Below are 17559 nucleotides of genomic sequence, written 5' to 3'. Positions count from 1 at the left end.
ATCAGATAATAAAAGACATAAGACATAAGACATTAACTGTGGATTTACAATTGCCTTTTAAGAGCTGATACTATAAAAATTCAGCAAATAATTAAGAGAGTATATTAAGGTTTAAAATAGAGTGCCTCTTTGGGCTCCACCTGCTGAATTCAGATAAGCAGAAGGCAATTGCCTTGGTTGAAAGCGAAAAAACCGCTGTAATCGCTTCTATTGCTTTCCCTCAATTCATTTGGATGGCTACAGGCGGTCTAATGAACCTGAAAGGCCCCCATGCTGACAACTTAATTTTCTTTCCTGATGCTGGATGCTTTAATACTTGATATGAAAAAGTTGCTGATTTGCCACCTAATATCCACTACTTAATTTCTGACCTGGTAGAGATTATATTTGAAGGATTTGGAGGGAGAGGACGATTTACACGTGCAACCTGAAATTGCGGCTTCAAACCTAGTTTTCCTTAAAAACAAATCTTTCTCGCAAGAAGAGCTTACCGAATATATTGCCTAGAACGAAAAAGTTGCTGATCTACCGGCCAATATCCAGTGTATTTTGTGAATTTGGAGAGAGAGAATGATCTAAATCTGAAACTGACCTTTGTTATCGCAAAAATTAGGTTTGCCTCAAGAGAAAAAATCTGTCTTGATTTTTTGAATGAAAAAAATTATTATATTTATAAATATGTGATTAAGAGTATTTTGGGCTCATCCCTATTCCAAGAGCTTATCCTCCCTAAAATTCTTAATAGAAAGTCTCCCGCTTAATAAATTCTTTATTAAAAAATAAATTTTATGGTAAAGTTATCAGGCTCAGTTAATTTGAGAAAAGTAGATGATTCTATAGGATTACCAATCTCACAGGCAGATCTCATTTTTGAATCTCCTAATGGTCAGGGTAATACTTATAGAACTAAAACGGATTCCCAAGGGAGGTATGAGATTGAAGTTAATTCGAACGAAATACTAGCAACAGTAGAGAATTCAGATTTTGGAACAAGTCAAAGATGGACGAAGGTTGTTAATCTAAATTCCGACGGATCGAATACTTTAAATTTATTTATACCAGACTTAGAGAAAAGACTAAAAAATCTTGTTTCATCATATCCAGGTGAATTTGGACTTTATGCTTTGAATTTAAATTCAGGCAAAGAATTTTCCCTTAACTCAGATAGTCTGATGTATCTCGCAAGTGTAAGTAAGATAGCCATTGCAATTGGCTGCGTTGACTTAATGACGAGTCCATCCGATATCAATAAAAAAATTAAACTTGAACTATATCATCATAGGGAAGAGGGAAAATTAGTTGGAGAAAACATGGGTATCCAGTATCAAGACTTGGGTCAAGAGGTAAGTTTAGATTTACTTTTCCGGAGAATGCTGGGTATGTCTGACACATCCGCTACTGATATTTTATGTGAGCATTTTGGTATTTCTAGAATCAATAAGAGGATTAAAGAACTTAATATTGCAGGTATTGAAGAATTTTCATCAATGATCCAGCTCGATCGAAGGCGATGGTGGCTAAGTGATAAAAATGTAGGATTTCTCCCTCAATTTGCATTCTCGCTTTATCAAAGGCAACGTATACCGTATTGGTTAGAAAAATTAAACCTACCAAAACCAAGAATTGAACCCGGTAAATGGGAAGAATATTTATCTGAAAGAAGAGACAGAGCTACTACTAAGGCTTATGGAGAAATTTTAAAAAGAATAGCTAATAAAAATCTCCTTACAGAGAGTTGGAAAAACGACTTACTCCTAAATACAATTATTACTTACGGTGGTTATGGAAGGTTTAGCGGAATAGTGGACAATACGAAAATAATTGACTCTAAAGGCGGCTCTCACCATCAAGTAAGGAATCAAGCTGGAATTATCAGGGATAAATTAACAAAAGCACCTATAGCAATACTTGTGGCTTTTACACAAAAAAATGAAATTTCTAAAAAGGAAGCTGATAATTCATTAAAAGCCGCGAGTGATTTAGCACTTAAGTATATTGGCATAGATGATAAGTTACAAGAAAAAACTGTAAAAGATGAGGAAATTAGATTCGTTGCGCCGGCGTATGGTTTGACATTTGTAAATGGCGAGATACCGTTTATAAGATGGAAATCAAAAGGTATTTCAGGACCTTTAAAATTATCCTTAATTAAACGTAATGGAAGTAAAGTTTTAAATATTTCTGATTCTGTAAAAAATGACGGTGAGTGGCATAGTTTTAAGATTCCCGAAAATCTAGCTCCCGATGATACTTATCAATTTAAACTGGTTGGTAAAGATAATGATGATGATGAAGTTGAAGCATTTTCAGCATTTTTCACTATTGGAGGTACAATTCATTTAATTCATCCTGTAACGGGTTCTAATTTACGGAAGGGTAGCAAACCAACTATTTCCTGGTTGAGTTCTGGGATTAATGGTAAACTTAAAATTACCCTGAAGGACCAGCAAAATAATTCTTTAGAAATAACTTCAAATGCAAGGAATGACGGAGAATGGCATTCTTGGGAAGTACCAAACCGATTAGATAAAAAGTGGGGATACTTTCTAAACATATCTTGTATTGAAAATCCCGAAATTTTTGATAATTCGGGGCTTTTTTTCATCGGTGGAAGAATAAATGTAATTTCTCCTAAGCCTTATGAGATTTGGAAGAAAGGATCAAAGCCTAAAATAGAATGGGAGAGTGAGGGTGTTGAAGGGCCGTTGACTATTCAACTTATCGGGCGTAGTAATAATATAATAACTATTACTTCAAATGCTAATGATGATGGAGAGTGGCATTCTTGGGAAATTCCAGACATTGAATCAGGGCAGGGATATCGAATTGCAATTTTTGAAACAGGTTCCCCCGAAATCCGAGGGTATTCGGAATTATTCCAAGTTGGTACTGTTTATGAATGGGACGTGCCGTCAGTGGAACAAAGTCCATTTGCGTCTTGGGCAGCTTCAGGAAGACCGCATTACTTTAAATATAATGAAGACGTAAACCTTAAATGGAGAAGAATAGGACCTTCAGCAGGAAACTTGAAAATTGAATTACTCAAAGATAATAGAAGGTTGAAACTTTTGGCATCAAATGCTTTAGATGACGGTGAATGGCATTCGTGGAAACCTGAGTCAGATTTGACTAGAGGCTCTAACTATCAATTGAAAATATCTAATAACGCTAACGACTTTGGTTTATCAGTTCCCTTTTCCATAGGAGCTAATATTGATGTTCACATTTCCACACTTAGGCCTAAATTAAATGAAAATCCAACTATAAATTGGGTAACACAAAATATTTCTGATGATTTATCAATTCATGTTGTAAAGAAAAATGGTGATGAGATTTTAATATCTAATGTTGCGAGAGATGATGGCGAATGGCGCTCATGGACAATATCTGACGACACACCTAAGGGATGGGCAAGAATTAGGATAAGAAGTAATAGATTTAATGATGTTTTTGGGTATTCTGAATGGTTTAAGGTAGTGTAAGGACAATTGACTACTGTCATTAGACAATCTGCTATTAATTTTATTTAATGATTTATTGTCAATTGATTTTTGGTCCATGGCGTATTATAAATCTGTTGCTCTCAGAGGTTTTTATTCTATATTTCTTTCTTTTTCGTCTCCAAATTAAAGAAGCACATCAAAATCTCCAATGAGAAGGATAATTTTTTCCCAAAAAGTTTTTGAGGAGATAATAATAAATTAGGCCACACATTGGGCGGTACAAAAGCATAAAAAATACGCAAACGCTTTAATATCAGTGTGTTGCGTATTAATTCTGTGACCACGCCAGGATTAGCTTCGCTGTTCCTGAGAAAGTTCCCTCCTGAAAATACAAAGTTCGCCCCGCCTCTTGGCGTGGCTTTTTTTATTTCCCTCCAAAGCTACGGGCAAGCCCGGCTTTTACAGGAAATAAAAAAGTCCGCAGCTTTCGCTGCGGACTTTGTGCTTTAAGTGACCTCGCCAGGATTCAAACCTGGAACCTTCTGAGCCGTAATCAGATGCGCTATTCAGTTGCGCCACGAGGCCTTTTTGCGGGTGCAAATATAGGCTATTTTATAAAATACTAAAACAATTTTCAGAAAAAAGGCACCCAAATTTTCCTATCTAAACCGGGTGCCTCCAAAAAGAAAAACTAATCTTTCAATCCACTTCCAAAATAGTCGTACAACAGGGATTTTACCTGCTGCACTTCCTCAAGATATTCGTAGATATTTTCTTTAAAATTCAAATATTCTCCCAGGTATAGATTTTCACACTGCACATCATCGCATTCCCTCAACCCTTCAAGTTTGATCCTGAATTCCCTGAGGGCTTTAAGGTTTCAATGTCTCCAAAACTTCGGTTTTTTAAAATAAAAGCAGGAGATTCAATGATAACAAGTAACCACATTCTGAAGTGACTATAATTTAAGTTATGGGATGAGAACCCTTTGAAAATGTTAAAATAGTAACCATCTTTGTGAAAGAGGTTTTGGAAGTTACACCTATCAGCTATACGGCGGGGAATTCCAAACCAGAAATCAATTTTACGATGTGGAATCGGGAACCCATGCCGGGAGACCAGACAGTTGGACAATTCCCCGGATCTAAAAGAGCATCTGGAAGCAGAGATCCATGTTTTTGACGCTATGGCAAACTGCTGAAGGTCTTGCCTCCCACTCAAACCGGGACGTACTTTTCAACGGAAAAGAAAAACCTTCAGATGATTACTGGTTTAGAGCAGTGTTTGAACATGAGGGCGTGCTGCGGGAACATAAATCGCATTTCACCCTCAAAAGTTTATAATTCCGGAAGGTAAAACAAGAGCATGAAAAAAATTACCAGGATGTGTTTAGCAGGGTTTTTATTCCTGAACCTGCATTTTTCTGAAAATTTAATGTCCCAGGAGATCATCCCCACTTATTCAGACTATCTTACAGACAACCTGTACCTCCTCCATCCCTCTATGGCCGGCGCGGCTACCATAAATAAAATTCGGCTTACCGCACGCCAGCAGTGGTTTGATGTGGACAATGCACCCGGGCTGCAAACTCTCAGCATTCACGGCCGGGCCACAGAAAAGGTAGGCGTGGGTGGAATTGTGTTCAACGACCATAACGGTAACTTTTCAAAAAGGGGAGTGTACGGCAGCTTTGCCTATCACCTCAATTTTGCGGTAAGGGATACCTATTTGAACCTGCTCTCCTTCGGAATTAGCGGCGGACTAATACAACACCATCTCGACCAAACCGGATTTTCAGGATATGATCCTCTCCTCGGAGAAGACGATCTCACCGATTACTACGGAAATGTGGACCTGGGAATGTCCTACTATTACAACAATTTCTTCACCCACCTTACAATTAAGAATATTCTGGAAGGACAACGGGAGCTGTTTATTTCTGATGCTGGAGCGGGGAATCAACGTACTATTTTCTTTTCAACAGGATATGTTATAGAACCCGGGCACAGCCCATGGAGCCTCGAACCTTCCCTGCTTGTACAGTACCGGGACTTTTCAGGAGAAAAAGCCCTGGACCTTAATTTTAAGGCTTACTATCGTGGCCTGGAAGAAGGCGGGATCTTTGGAGGACTTTCCTACAGAAGAGGTTTTGAAGGTGCAGATTTTGTTAATGAAAGAGGCAACAACACCCGGGAAGCCTTACAGTATGTTACTCCTTTCGCCGGAGTTCAATTTAAAAACTTCCTTCTTGCCTATACCTATAGTGAACAATTTAATGAAGTTGTTCTAAGCAACGGCGGTTTTCACCAAATCACCCTGGGATATAATTTCGGCTCAAACAGGGAAAGACACAATTGCGGTTGCCATAACATCAACCATTTGTGGCACTAGTTATTTCGTAAAAATCAGATATTAACTCACTTAGATTTTAAGCGCCAGCCTCAATTTTCCAGGCTCATGATAATGCTTATTAAGGGTAATTGTAAAAGTAGTTCCTTCAGATTCATTGCTATGAAGTTTTAATTCTCCGCCATGAGCTTCGGCTACTGCTTTGACCAGGGAAAGCCCAATTCCACGGCTTTTGAGTCCTCGGGAGCTGCTGCCGTTAGAAGTATTCAGGAAGTTGAAGATGCGCTCCTGCCGGTCTGGCGGAATTGGATTTCCAAAGTTATGCACACTCAATTCCACCATCTCTTCCCTGTCAATGCACGAAAGAGTCACCGGGGTATTTTCTGATCCATATTTTATAGCATTGCTCACAAAGTTTTCAATGACCCGCCGTACCATTGTGCCGTCAAAAACTCCCCCAATTTCCCCTTTTTCGCAGGCAAGAATGATCTCATTGGAATAACTTTCAGCAGCTTCATGATGTACTGCAATCAGACAATCCACAATATTTTGTTGTGCAAAATTAAAGGTCATGCCCTCACCGGCCTCAAGGGTGATGGAATCCAAAAGGTCTTCAATGAGTTCTACCGAACGGGTGAGACTATTCACTGCCATGTTTCTAACCAGTTCAAACCGCTCCTCCCCTTCTTCATATTTCATCATTTTCATAGCAAAAAGCGCAGCCGATATAGGATTGCGCATATCATGTGCCACAAGAGCAATAAACTTTTGACGTACTTCCTGTATGGATTCATTAAAAGCAATTCCCGAATACAACATTGCATTTTCAATGGAATATTTTATTACAGCCGCAACTTCCGGAGAATGAACATTTGCATCCCCGAGATACTTTGAAATGACCTTATCAAAGATGATATACTCCCTCAGGATCTGTTCCAGCGTATAGCCTTTCGTTGCAGCCCTGTGCCGCCCATGCTCCATACTATTCTCAAAAAGTTCATGGTGGATCAAATCTTCCTGCACTACCTTAAATTTTTCAAATTTGTCCATTATGCCTATAACATCATCCAAAAGCTGCGGCACATGATCACGCAGTACAATACGGCTGGTATGTTTGGTAACAGAGACATCTTTCCTGATTTCTCTTATCCAAGAATTGATAATATTCTCCTTTTGCGCTTTAAGCACTTCTACTGCATCTTTCATCTTCCAGAAAATGTAATTACAGGGAGGTTATTCAATTTATAAATTTCCCCAGACAGTTCACGTATTAAAATGTTTAAAATAAACAAGTTGCAGGATTTTTCCTGAATTCAAAATCTTCTCATCCTTTTTCCTTCGGAAGTTATTCCCGCAGAAGACTGAGCTGCATAAAGCCATTTGCATTTAATGAAAAGCCAACGGTGAATAAAAGCCTCACTCAAAAATGCATTTTTATTCAAGGGTTTAAGGAAGTGTCGGGATATCAGCAATGAAGGACTTCAGAAGGACTTCAGAAGAAAATCCGAAGGCACAAAAATCAGGCAGAGACGGGGAGGGTAATCTCAGCTTTTAAACCTTTTCCCTGGGTGTCAAAAATGATATTCCCGTCTACGGTTTGGAGACGGTTCTGGAGATTTTTTATTCCGTTACCATTTTGAAGCTGATTTTGGTTTGCCCCTGTACCATTGTCAGAATAATTTACTTTGATCTTATTTCTTTCGGAAGAAAAGACGAGCGCCACAAGGCTTGCCTCACTATGCTTCTTCATGTTCACCATCAATTCCTGTAAAACCCTGTAAAGCACGATTTTTTTCTCATTTTTAAGCTTTCCCCAGTTGATGTTTTCTGCACCCCGTATGACCAGGCGGGTATTAGGAGGAGTAGTACTGCCGAGAAGGCTTAAAAGGCCTTTTAGATAATTCTCCCGGGTATCGATCTCACTGTTTTCCCTGGAAATATCACGGGTGCGCAGATAGATCTTTTCCAGTTTGTCTACCACAGGCGTATGACCGGCAGGTTCAAGGGTGCTCATCACATTATAGATATCATTGGCAATCTCATCGTGGATCCTTTTGGAGATCCTGCTTTCGGTTAGGTAGATCTGTTTGATCTTCTCGCGCTTGCTCCTTTGACGTACTGTGTAAAGCAGGGCTGCCGCAGTAATAAGGACGAGTAAAGCGCTTAGTGAACTTATTGTGGTTCCGGTTTTAAATTTTTCGGCCTTAAGGGACATAGTGGTATTCTCTGCCTCCAGCAATGCGATTTGTTGTTGCTTACGCTCTTCGTCAAACCTGATTTTTGCAAACCGGTAGCGGGTGGTTAGGCTTGCGTCTTTAAGACTGTCATTCAAAAAAAGGTATCGCTCAAGAAATTTCTCTTTTTCGGGTGATCTGCTAAGAGAAAGTAGTTTTTTGAGAGCATCGGCTTCGGCATTTGCATTTCCTATTTCTTTCGCGGTTTGCATATAAGCCAGGGCAAATTGCTTAGCCTTTGCCGGAGCGGTTTCGCTATAGTAGTCTGACAAATGAGAATAGTTGGAAAGCAAACCTTCAAGATCATTATTCCGCTTACGCTCCTCTACCATCGCCAGTAACTCCTTGTCTACCTTCAATTGTGAATTTTGAAGCCAGCGGGTAAAGGCGTAATTATCCCGGAAACGCGCCTTGGAATATTCACTGGGTTCCTCTGCCTTCACCAACTCCTCCATGATCTTAACAGCCTGGGCGTACTTTCCCTGATTTTTATAAACAAGGGCAATATTATGAAGATAACTAAGGCTGTCTGTTCGACTTGCTGCAAACTGTAGCGCGGTGCGATATTCCTTTAAAGCTTCTTCGTATAAATGCTGTTCGTTATAAAGCAGGCCCAGGACGTTGTGAGCAGAACCTGCATATTTTCCATCTACTTCTATATCCAGGTATTTTAGAGCTTCTGTAGCAGATTCCTGGCTTCCGGCATGATCACCCAGAGAAAGTTGAGTATTAGCCATATCAAGGGATCTTCTTCCGGCGCCGGCTGTATCTCCTCCTTTCAGAGAAAGCTGTCTTGATAAAAAGGCAGATTCAAAGGCATCTTCCGGCCGGGAAATAAAACTATAAGTAGCATATCTTCGATGTTGAGCTTTTGCCTGGAAGTAACTGTCTTTTTGTAATTCAGCTACCTTGATAAGACTGTCTATAAGGGGCAGCGTTTCTTCATATCTGTTTAGCCTGTGTAATGCATACACCTTGGCGTCCAGAAGCACTACAAGATTTGTATCCTTTGTGCTCTTCACAGCTTCCAATCCCCGGGAATAAAGGTGCAGTTTCTCCTGAAAATCTGAACTTTCCAGGCCCTTATTATAATAATAACCTGCAGTTCCCGGCGCATGAACAACCTCTGTCTTTTCTGCTTCCTTACATGCAGAAAAGCAGAAAATACACAAAAGAAAAATTTTACCCCAATTGCTCATAAATCAAAGATAAAAATAATAATTAACCTTTTGTTAAGATTTAAATCGCAACCTGGTAATTTCTTAAAAGTCAGTCATTTACCCGGAGATATAAACTTCAGCCGCATCCTTTTAAAGGAAACAATCCATAAAAAAATCCCCTGAAGCACTGAAGCACCTCAAAGGGATTTTTTTAAATTGATCCTTGCTTTTATTTAATTGCGTTGCCTAAGGTCATACCTGTCCAGGTTCATCACCTTATCCCAGGCTTTTACAAAGTCTTTTACAAATTTTTCCTTTGCGTCACTTTGTGCATAGGCTTCAGCAAGGGCACGTAGTTCTGAGTTTGATCCAAAAATTAGATCTACTCTTGTACCTGTCCATTTAAGCTCTTTGGAACTTCGGTCACGGCCTTCAAACAAATTTTGAGCATCAGATTTTGCTGTCCAGGTGGTTCGCATATCCAAAAGATTTACAAAGAAATCATTGGTTAGCTGCCCTACCCTTTTCGTAAATACTCCATGGTTGGAAGCGTCGTAATTAGCACCTAAAACCCGCATTCCTCCAACCAGCACTGTCATCTCCGGGGGAGTTAGGTTAAGCAGTTGAGACTTATCCACAAGCATTTCCTCTGCCGATGCGGTATACGCCTTATGTTTCTTTTCATAGTTTCTAAACCCGTCCCCTATCGGCTCAAGAGGCTCAAAAGCTTCCACATCTGTCTGCTCCTCAAGAGCATCCATACGCCCGGGAGCAAAAGGTACTCCTATGTCATAACCTGCATCTTTAGCAGCTTTTTTCACGGCAAGGCAGCCTCCAAGTACTATAAGATCTGCAAGAGATATCTTTTTATTACCGGATTGAGCTTCATTAAAATCCTTCTGTATTTCTTCCAGTTTCATCAAAACCTGCTGCAGTTGCGGCGGATTGTTGACCTCCCAGTGCCTTTGCGGTTCCAGGCGTATTCGGGCCCCATTGGCCCCTCCACGTTTATCTGAGATCCTGAAAGTGGAAGCCGAGGCCCAGGCAGTTGTCACCAACTGAGAAACAGTTAATCCCGAGGCAAAGATCTTCTTCTCCAGGTGGGCAATGTCGTCTTTATCGATAAGCTCGTGATCCAGTTTTGGAATTGGATCCTGCCAAATCAATTCTTCCTTCGGAACTTCGGGTCCCAGGTAGCGGGAAATAGGTCCCATATCCCGATGAGTCAATTTATACCAGGCTCTTGCAAAAGCATCTGCAAATTCTTCGGGGTTCTCATGGAAATGTTTAGATATCTTATGATATTCAGGATCTTCCCGCAAGGCGATATCTGAAGTCAACATAAAAGGTGCATGTTTTTTATTTGGGTCATGGGCATCCGGGATAGTACCTTCTCCTGCACCATTTTTCGGTTTCCACTGCCATGCACCTCCGGGGCCTTTGTGACATTCCCATTCGTACCCAAAAAGGTTGTCAAAAAAGTAATTGCTCCATCTGGTGGGTGTGGGTGACCAGGTACCTTCCAGTCCGCTGGTGATAGTGCTACCGGCATTTCCGGTTCCAAATTTATTTTTCCAACCCAGGCCCATTTCGGTGATGTCTGCCCCTGCCGGTTCAGCTCCTACATATTCCACGGGATCTGCTGCGCCGTGTGTTTTTCCGAAGGTGTGCCCCCCGGCGATAAGCGCGACAGTTTCATAATCGTTCATGGCCATGCGTCCAAAGGTCTCTCTAATGTCTTTAGCTGAACCAAGTGGATCAGGATTGCCGTTTGGGCCTTCGGGGTTCACATAAATAAGCCCCATGTGAGAGGCTGCAAGCGGCTGTTCCAGCTTATTCTCATGGGCATAGCGTTCTTTATTGCCAACCCATTCTCCTTCAGAACCCCAATAGATATCTTCTTCGGGCTCCCATACATCCTCCCGGCCTCCTGCAAAACCGAACGGCTTTAATCCCATTGATTCCAGTGCAACATTTCCGGTAAGGATCATGAGATCTGCCCAGGAGATTTTTTTACCGTATTTCTGTTTAATTGGCCACAGCAAGAGACGTGCTTTATCGAGATTTGCATTATCGGGCCAACTGTTCAAAGGTGCAAACCGTTGAGATCCCGAACCGGCACCTCCCCGGCCATCCCCTATACGATAGGTTCCGGCGCTATGCCAGGCCATACGAATAAAGAGTCCGCCGTAATGTCCATAATCTGCCGGCCACCAATCCTGTGAATCGGTCATGAGATTATGAAGGTCTTTTTTTACCGCGTCCAGGTCCAGGCTTTTGAATTCTTCGGCATAATCAAAATCCTCACCCATAGGATCAGAAAGTTTGGAGTTTTGCCTAAGGATGGAAAGGTTTAGCATATTGGGCCACCAGTCGCGGTTAGAAGTTCCACTTCCGGCAGTTTTGTCCAGAGCACCTCCCATGAAGGGGCATCTGGAAGATTCATTTACTTCCCAGGCTTTGTGGGTACCCGGGGAATTTCGATGCTCATTATCTGCCATTTTATTAAAATTTTAGTTAATTAATTCCTTTAAAAATACAATAATTAAGAGGTTTATATTTTATATCTCATTGGATTTTTCAATACTAAAGGAGAAAAAATCTTATAGTTGGCGTATAGGTGGTGAAATGCATGGCATGAATACAGGTTTTTCAAAAACCGCTTATCTTTAGGGGCAAAACCCTTACCCGATGAATACAAAATTTCTTACCTGCCTTTTCATATTTAGTTTATCATTCTTTGGAAATTTAGCTACAGCCCAGGGGTTAAATGAAAAACAAATTGACAGCCTTGTGGAGAAAACCATGAAAACCTTTGATGTTCCCGGTATTGCTGTTGCCATACTTAAAGATGACAGGATAGTTCATATGGAAGGCTACGGCACCCGATCTCTTAAAGATGGGGGAAAGGTTGATGAAAATACCCTTTTTGGAGTAGCATCCAACACCAAAGCTATGACCAGCGCCGCCCTTGCCATGCTTGTTGATGAAGGCAAGCTGGAATGGGACACAAAGGTTATTGAAGTGCTTCCGGAATTTAAATTATATGATCCTTACGTCACCAGCGAATTTACAGTACGGGATCTGCTCACCCACCGCAGCGGCCTTGGCCTGGGAGCCGGGGATCTTATGGTGTGGCCATCTCAGAATAAAACCCAAAAAGAGGAACTTATTTATAACCTGCGCTATTTAAAGCCGGTATCTTCTTTTCGTTCGCAATATGATTATGACAACCTGCTGTACATTGTGGCCGGGGTTATTGTCGAAAGAATTTCGGGACAGGATTACGCAAGTTTCATCGAAGAAAACATTTTTGAACCCCTTGGAATGGATCGGTCGGCTGTAAATTACAACCTTATCGAAGATAAATCCAATGTAATTGATGGCCATGCTCCCACCGATGGCAAGTTGGTAACCGTAGGCTTAAGTTTTACTGAAGCTGCCGATCCTGCGGCGGGAGTCTATTCTTCCGTTGCCGATATGAGCAAGTGGGTGCAGGCACAGCTTGACAAAGGTAAATATGGACCCAATCTGGGAAAAGAGCTTTTCAGCGAGCGGCAACATCGGGAAATGTGGACGCCGCAAACCCTTACCGGTTACGGAAAAGGCGATTATAATACTCATTTTAAGGCCTACGGCCTGGGCTGGTTTTTAAGTGATGTCAATGGCTACCTTGAAGTCACTCACACAGGAGGACTTCTGGGTATTGTAAGCCAGGTGACTATGATCCCGGAGCTGGAGCTGGGCATAATAGTACTTACCAATCAGCAATCGGGTGCAGCTTTTCGATCGATCACCAACAGTATAAAAGATGCCTACTTCGGAATTGAAGGCAAAGACCGCATTAGCCAGTACAATGAAAGCAGGCTGCGCTACGAAAAACAAGCAGATTCTGTAGTGACTGAAGTATGGAAAAATGTTGCTGAAGTTCAGAAGAAAAGCAAAATGAGTGCTGAAGCTCTTTCCGGTTACACCGGCACCTACCGGGACCCCTGGTTTGGACAGGTGGAGATCGAATTGCAAAACGGAAAGCTGCGGTTTGAAGCCCAAAATGCGCCGGACCTAATTGGAGAAATGAGTTTTTATAAAGGAAATTCCTTTGTTGTACGCTGGGATGACCGCAGTTTAAACGGAGATGCTTTCGTGGTCTTCTCTCTTGACCGGGAAGGAAAACCTGTAAGCTTTAGCATGGAACCTGTTTCCCCAATGACCGATTTTAGTTTTGATTTCCAGGACCTGGAGTTTACAAGGATTAAAGACTAAGTTTCAGGTTAAAACTTTAGGATTAGTTTAGACTTATGAAAAAGATTATTGTTATTCCCTTTTTGCTGGTTATGTTTTTGAGCTGTAATGCACAGGAAAAAGACAGGATCCTGATCTTCACAAAAACAGCAGGCTTTGTGCACGAATCTATCCCCGATGGAAAGGCTGCCATCATGAAGGCCGGAAAAGAAAGGGGAATTGGAGTGGATACCACCAGCAAGGCCTCTTATTTCACAAATGAAAATCTAAAAAAATATAAAGCTGTAGTGTTTCTCAACACTACCGGAGATGTTTTGGAAGAAGAGCAACAAAGAACATTTGAAGAATACATGCGCGGTGGCGGTGGCTTCGCCGGGATCCATTCCGCAGCCGATACCGAATATGAATGGCCCTGGTATGGAAAGCTGGTTGGCGGATATTTTAAGTCGCACCCTCACATTCAGAATGCAGTGGTTAAAGTTGTAAACAGGGACCATCCTTCAACAAAACATCTCCCGGAAAGTTGGGATCGCCGGGATGAATGGTATAACTATAAGGATCTTAATCCGGCGGTCACTGTTCTTGCTCAACTGGATGAACAAAGTTATGAAGGTGGAGAAAATGGAAGCCACCATCCAATCGCCTGGTACCACTTTTATGATGGCGGGAGAGCCTTCTATACCGGCGGCGGCCATACTTCAGAAAGTTATTGGGAGCCAGACTTTTTTGAGCATGTGATGGAAGGGATCATTTGGGCAGCAGACCTGCAAAAGGTGCAGGATTAAAAATTTTAATTCCGCTAAAAACATTCTTATGGGCAAATTTTGAGTCAGATTAATTCAGAACTCAATAATAGGAAAATAAGTTTCCAGCCTTTCAGTTCTAATAGCTACAGCTTCCTAAAGAATGAATCCACCTCCTCTTTAAAGAAATCGACCGGAATGTTATGACCCAGGCCGGGTACGAGGTGAATATGGACATCGGTTACAGGATCGAAATTCTTCGTCAAAAATGAAAGCGTATCAACAGGAGAAACAACCTCATCCACCTGCCCAAGGACGATCTGCTTCAGGGAATTCAAAGATTTGATATCAGGAACATATTGCTTTACAGATCTTTCCACCAGAGCAGGATTAAACATCAACCCGGGTTTTTCCAGGGCATTGGAAACGTAATAAGCTGCAAATCCACCCATACTGCTCCCCATTACAACATCAATTTGAATGTGGGCTAGCATCTCCAGAATGGTTTCGATAGCATTGGGATTGGTATAATAATTAAGATCGGGTGTATGGACTTTTCCGTACTTCTCTAAAATGGCTTTTTTCTCGGCGCTCAATTTACTGTCAAGTCCGTGGAGGTATACTATATTCAAGGTTTAAGGTTTAAGGTTTAAGGTTTAAGGTTTAAAAAATTAAGTTACGAAATTATATTTGCCGGTCCCTTATCTGCCCTTCTTTCCCCTCCCGAAGCATCCTGAATCTTGAATTTTAAATTTTGAATTTTAAATCCCTTAGACGCAACCTTTTGATAATTAAGGGTCATGTAAGTAAAGAGACCAAAAATTCTCAAGCATGAAATATCATATTTTACTTTTTGCCCTATTTCTAAGCTTATACTCATGTTCAATAGAAACTTCGGTGCCCGATAATTATGAGCACCAGGGAACATGGGAACTGGTAAGGACAAGAAGCAATATGGCCCATGCAGCCTACGAAGATCCCCAGGTGAGGGAATCATATACCTTCAGGAATAACGGGACCTTTCTTAAAACCAGGCTTGAAGGCGCTTCCGAAGAAACAGCAGAAGGCACCTATAAACTGGTGAACAGGCCATGGAACGGAGCCGGTGAACCCCTGCTTTTGCTGGAGCTCAAATTTGATACCGGTATTCCAATGGTATCCAATTGTACTGTGGACCCGGTGGAAAACCTGATCATTACTTCAGAATATTTACTCATAAACACCTGGGTAGCCTGTGATGGCTTCCTTATGGAATATGAAAAAACAGAACCATCTGAAAATTAAACCTTTAAATTAAATATTTGTTTCAGGAAGGAAATATTTTTTTAAAAGAAGCACGAAAAATTGAGTAACATTGTACTCTACAAAACGGGATAAATTCAATTTGTGAGTCTCAACGACCTCATCATTAAGTGCAAAAAGCAGGAAAGGCAGGCCCAGGAGGAGCTGTACAACCGGTATGCGTCAAAGTTTTTTGCCATATGCCTTAAGTACTCCAACAATTATGAGCAGGCAAAGGATAATATGCAGGAAGGTTTTATCAAGATCTTTCAAAATATATCCCAGTATAGCGGCAATGGCACCTTTGAAGGCTGGATGACCCGCATCATGATCAACACGACATTAAAGCAGTATAAAAAAAATGCTTCCGTTTTTTTAAGTATTAAGGAAGACATTGCCGAAGATCCGGAATTAGAATATGAAGAAAATGAATTTTCCACCGATGTTCTCATAAAAATGATCCAGGAGCTGCCCGAACGTTACCGGCTGGTATTTAACCTTTTCGTAATGGAAGAGCACTCTCACCAGGAAATTGCAGAAATGTTGAACATAAGTGTAGGAACCTCAAAATCCAATCTTGCCAGGGCACGAATGAAGCTGAAAGAAATGATCGAAGTTCGAAGAAATCACCCCTCATTGGCAGTAGAAAAATGAAACAAAAGAAGAAAATAGACGATATCTACAGGGAAGGCCTTAAAAGCGCTCACGTCCCTCCCCCTGCCGACTCCTGGGAGTTCATCAGTGCCCGCCTGCCTAAAGAGAAAAAGAAGAGGGTGCTGCCGCTGTGGATCCCTCTTGCCGGTGTTGCAGCTTTAGTTGCGCTGCTGATAAACATTTTTAATTTTAACCTTTTTGACACCTCTGCTCCCGAACCTTTCGTGAATCAGGAGGAAAATTTTAGACCAAATATCTCCCCTGCTGCGGAAATTACCCCGGAAGCCGAACCCGGCATTACCCATTCTGAAAATAAGGAACAGGAAGATCTTTCTATAGAAAATTCTTCTGAAGCAGTTGCTGCTGAAAGTAACTCCAATCGGGCAGCATCAAAAATTCAAAATAACGGGAAGGTTCCGAATGCTGTTGAAGCGAAGGCAGAGAAAAAGCTTTTGTCACAAAAGGCAATTCCGGATGCTGAAAATGCTACGACTGCTGATGCTGCTGTTGCTGAAACCTCAAAGGAGACTTTGGTACCTGGTGAGGGAACCGGAATTAAGCCGGCGATAACATCTACTCCTGCTGAAGCCCTTGCAGAAACTCCTGATGCTTCAAAAATGCAAAATACCAATGCGGCTGTAAAAAAGGATCTTACCAAAGAACTTCTTAAGGAAGAAGCTGAGCTTGCAGAGGCTGAAACCGCAGCACCTTCCACTAAGAATGAAGGTTTCCTTAAGCGAATAAGAATTTCAACTACTGCGGGAGCGGTCTATTTTAATATGGGAAGCAGCAATACCGTGGATTCTCAAATGGCGGGAAATACCGGAGGTAGCGATGTTTCCATGGCATATGGAGTAAACCTGGCTTATCAGGTTTCAGAAAAAGTAAAGATCCGGTCGGGTGTAAGCAAAGTGGATTTCAATTACAGTACCAGGCAGGTGGATTATAATACAGCTTCCAGTTCCAGTGCAGTAAGAACAGATCCCGCCGGTATGGGCATCATGCTCGCCTCACAGGGAGACCTGGAGCAGGAATTCGGATTTATTGAGATTCCACTTGAAGTAGAATTCGCCCTTATCGACAAAAAAATCGGACTCAATCTTATTGGAGGTGCCAGCACCCTGTTGCTCGGGAAGAATAATCTTGTCATGAACACTCCCGCTTTCACTACCGACTTTGGAGGAGCACAAAACCTTAATGAAGTGAGCTTTAGTGCAAACCTGGGATTGGGAGTAAATTACAAGTTCACCCCAAAGATCCGCCTTAACCTGGAACCTATGTTCAAGTACCAGCTTAACACCTTCGATACCGGTAATTCCCACTACTTCGGAATCTACTCCGGCCTAAGCTACCAGTTTTAAAGGTTTAAGGTCTATGATCTTAAGCGTGTTGTGCACAGTGATAAGTAGGCAGGTGGAATAAGTGTGCAGTGATAAGTGGGCAGTGAGTGTTC

Annotated in this window: 14 protein-coding genes and 1 tRNA gene; 9 read left to right on the top strand and 6 right to left on the bottom strand. The window is 41.5% G+C overall.

All coding sequences use genetic code 11. The features are described 5' to 3' along the window. Positions 1-101: 101 nt before the first annotated feature. The gene (locus CRO16_RS16465; protein ID WP_394341409.1) at positions 102-320 is read left to right on the top strand and encodes a DUF6371 domain-containing protein; all 219 of its coding nucleotides are present in this window, start codon (positions 102-104) and stop codon (positions 318-320) included. A 468-nt stretch (positions 321-788) separates the two neighbouring features. After that, positions 789-3482 (top strand): Ser-Thr-rich GPI-anchored membrane family protein, encoded by a 2694-nt coding sequence (locus tag CRO16_RS11885; RefSeq protein ID WP_097056610.1) that lies wholly within the window; start codon positions 789-791, stop codon positions 3480-3482. Between the two features lie 472 nt (positions 3483-3954). On the opposite strand, the gene CRO16_RS11880 is transcribed toward CRO16_RS11885, so the two are convergent. Together CRO16_RS11880 and CRO16_RS16200 are read right to left on the bottom strand one after the other, a co-directional pair. Next, a tRNA-Arg gene (locus tag CRO16_RS11880) sits at positions 3955-4028 on the bottom strand. 106 nt (positions 4029-4134) lie between these two features. Beyond that, positions 4135-4281, bottom strand: coding sequence for a hypothetical protein (locus tag CRO16_RS16200; RefSeq protein WP_179670534.1), 147 nt, complete (start codon positions 4279-4281; stop codon positions 4135-4137). 334 nt (positions 4282-4615) lie between these two features. On the opposite strand from CRO16_RS16200, the gene CRO16_RS16195 reads away from it, so the two are divergent. Next, the gene (locus CRO16_RS16195; protein WP_179670533.1) at positions 4616-4786 is read left to right on the top strand and encodes a hypothetical protein; all 171 of its coding nucleotides are present in this window, start codon (positions 4616-4618) and stop codon (positions 4784-4786) included. 22 nt (positions 4787-4808) lie between these two features. Beyond that, entirely contained in the window at positions 4809-5834 is a 1026-nt protein-coding gene (locus CRO16_RS11875) for a PorP/SprF family type IX secretion system membrane protein (RefSeq protein WP_245859027.1), read from the top strand. Positions 5835-5864: 30 nt separating this feature from the next. Here CRO16_RS11875 and CRO16_RS11870 read toward each other — a convergent pair whose 3' ends face one another. The 3 genes from CRO16_RS11870 to katG all read right to left on the bottom strand — a co-directional run bounded on the left by CRO16_RS11870 (position 5865) and on the right by katG (position 11687). Next, entirely contained in the window at positions 5865-6998 is a 1134-nt protein-coding gene (locus CRO16_RS11870; protein ID WP_097056609.1) for a sensor histidine kinase, read from the bottom strand. Positions 6999-7311: 313 nt separating this feature from the next. Beyond that, the gene (locus CRO16_RS11865) at positions 7312-9198 is read right to left on the bottom strand and encodes an ATP-binding protein (protein ID WP_179670532.1); all 1887 of its coding nucleotides are present in this window, start codon (positions 9196-9198) and stop codon (positions 7312-7314) included. A 221-nt stretch (positions 9199-9419) separates the two neighbouring features. Further along, positions 9420-11687 (bottom strand): catalase/peroxidase HPI, encoded by a 2268-nt coding sequence (gene katG / locus CRO16_RS11860; protein WP_097056607.1) that lies wholly within the window; start codon positions 11685-11687, stop codon positions 9420-9422. A 190-nt stretch (positions 11688-11877) separates the two neighbouring features. Here katG and CRO16_RS11855 point away from each other — a divergent pair, with 190 nt between their 5' ends. Together CRO16_RS11855 and CRO16_RS11850 are read left to right on the top strand one after the other, a co-directional pair. After that, positions 11878-13449, top strand: a complete 1572-nt coding sequence (locus tag CRO16_RS11855) for a serine hydrolase (protein ID WP_097056606.1) — start codon at positions 11878-11880, stop codon at positions 13447-13449. Positions 13450-13484: 35 nt separating this feature from the next. After that, the gene (locus CRO16_RS11850) at positions 13485-14213 is read left to right on the top strand and encodes a ThuA domain-containing protein (RefSeq protein ID WP_097056605.1); all 729 of its coding nucleotides are present in this window, start codon (positions 13485-13487) and stop codon (positions 14211-14213) included. 104 nt (positions 14214-14317) lie between these two features. On the opposite strand, the gene CRO16_RS11845 is transcribed toward CRO16_RS11850, so the two are convergent. Further along, positions 14318-14803, bottom strand: coding sequence for a YqiA/YcfP family alpha/beta fold hydrolase (locus tag CRO16_RS11845; RefSeq protein WP_097056604.1), 486 nt, complete (start codon positions 14801-14803; stop codon positions 14318-14320). A gap of 199 nt (positions 14804-15002) precedes the next feature. Between CRO16_RS11845 and CRO16_RS11840 the strand changes: the two genes are divergently transcribed. The 3 genes from CRO16_RS11840 to CRO16_RS11830 all read left to right on the top strand — a co-directional run bounded on the left by CRO16_RS11840 (position 15003) and on the right by CRO16_RS11830 (position 17467). Next, positions 15003-15455 carry a hypothetical protein gene (locus CRO16_RS11840; RefSeq protein ID WP_097056603.1) on the top strand — a complete coding sequence of 151 codons (453 nt, stop codon included), beginning with the start codon at positions 15003-15005 and terminating at the stop codon, positions 15453-15455. Between the two features lie 102 nt (positions 15456-15557). Further along, entirely contained in the window at positions 15558-16106 is a 549-nt protein-coding gene (locus CRO16_RS11835; RefSeq protein WP_097056602.1) for an RNA polymerase sigma factor, read from the top strand. Beyond that, a complete protein-coding gene (locus CRO16_RS11830) occupies positions 16103-17467 on the top strand; it encodes an outer membrane beta-barrel protein (protein ID WP_097056601.1) in 1365 nt (454 codons plus the stop codon). Before CRO16_RS11835 ends, CRO16_RS11830 begins: the two co-directional genes overlap by 4 nt. Positions 17468-17559: the final 92 nt, after the last annotated feature.

The sequence above is a fragment of the Salinimicrobium sediminis genome, assembly GCF_900215295.1.
Taxonomy (GTDB): domain Bacteria; phylum Bacteroidota; class Bacteroidia; order Flavobacteriales; family Flavobacteriaceae; genus Salinimicrobium; species Salinimicrobium sediminis.
This window is presented reverse-complemented; position numbering and strand designations above follow the sequence as displayed.

Excerpts from the sequence above, each read along its gene's own strand:
- CRO16_RS11885 (WP_097056610.1), top strand. The coding sequence starts at position 789 with ATGGTAAAGTTATCAGGCTCAGTTAATTTGAGAAAAGTAGATGATTCT.
- CRO16_RS16195 (WP_179670533.1), top strand. The coding sequence starts at position 4,616 with ATGTTTTTGACGCTATGGCAAACTGCTGAAGGTCTTGCCTCCCACTCA.
- CRO16_RS11875 (WP_245859027.1), top strand. The coding sequence starts at position 4,809 with ATGAAAAAAATTACCAGGATGTGTTTAGCAGGGTTTTTATTCCTGAAC.
- CRO16_RS11870 (WP_097056609.1), bottom strand. The coding sequence starts at position 6,998 with ATGAAAGATGCAGTAGAAGTGCTTAAAGCGCAAAAGGAGAATATTATC.
- katG (WP_097056607.1), bottom strand. The coding sequence starts at position 11,687 with ATGGCAGATAATGAGCATCGAAATTCCCCGGGTACCCACAAAGCCTGG.
- CRO16_RS11855 (WP_097056606.1), top strand. The coding sequence starts at position 11,878 with ATGAATACAAAATTTCTTACCTGCCTTTTCATATTTAGTTTATCATTC.
- CRO16_RS11850 (WP_097056605.1), top strand. The coding sequence starts at position 13,485 with ATGAAAAAGATTATTGTTATTCCCTTTTTGCTGGTTATGTTTTTGAGC.
- CRO16_RS11840 (WP_097056603.1), top strand. The coding sequence starts at position 15,003 with ATGAAATATCATATTTTACTTTTTGCCCTATTTCTAAGCTTATACTCA.
- CRO16_RS11830 (WP_097056601.1), top strand. The coding sequence starts at position 16,103 with ATGAAACAAAAGAAGAAAATAGACGATATCTACAGGGAAGGCCTTAAA.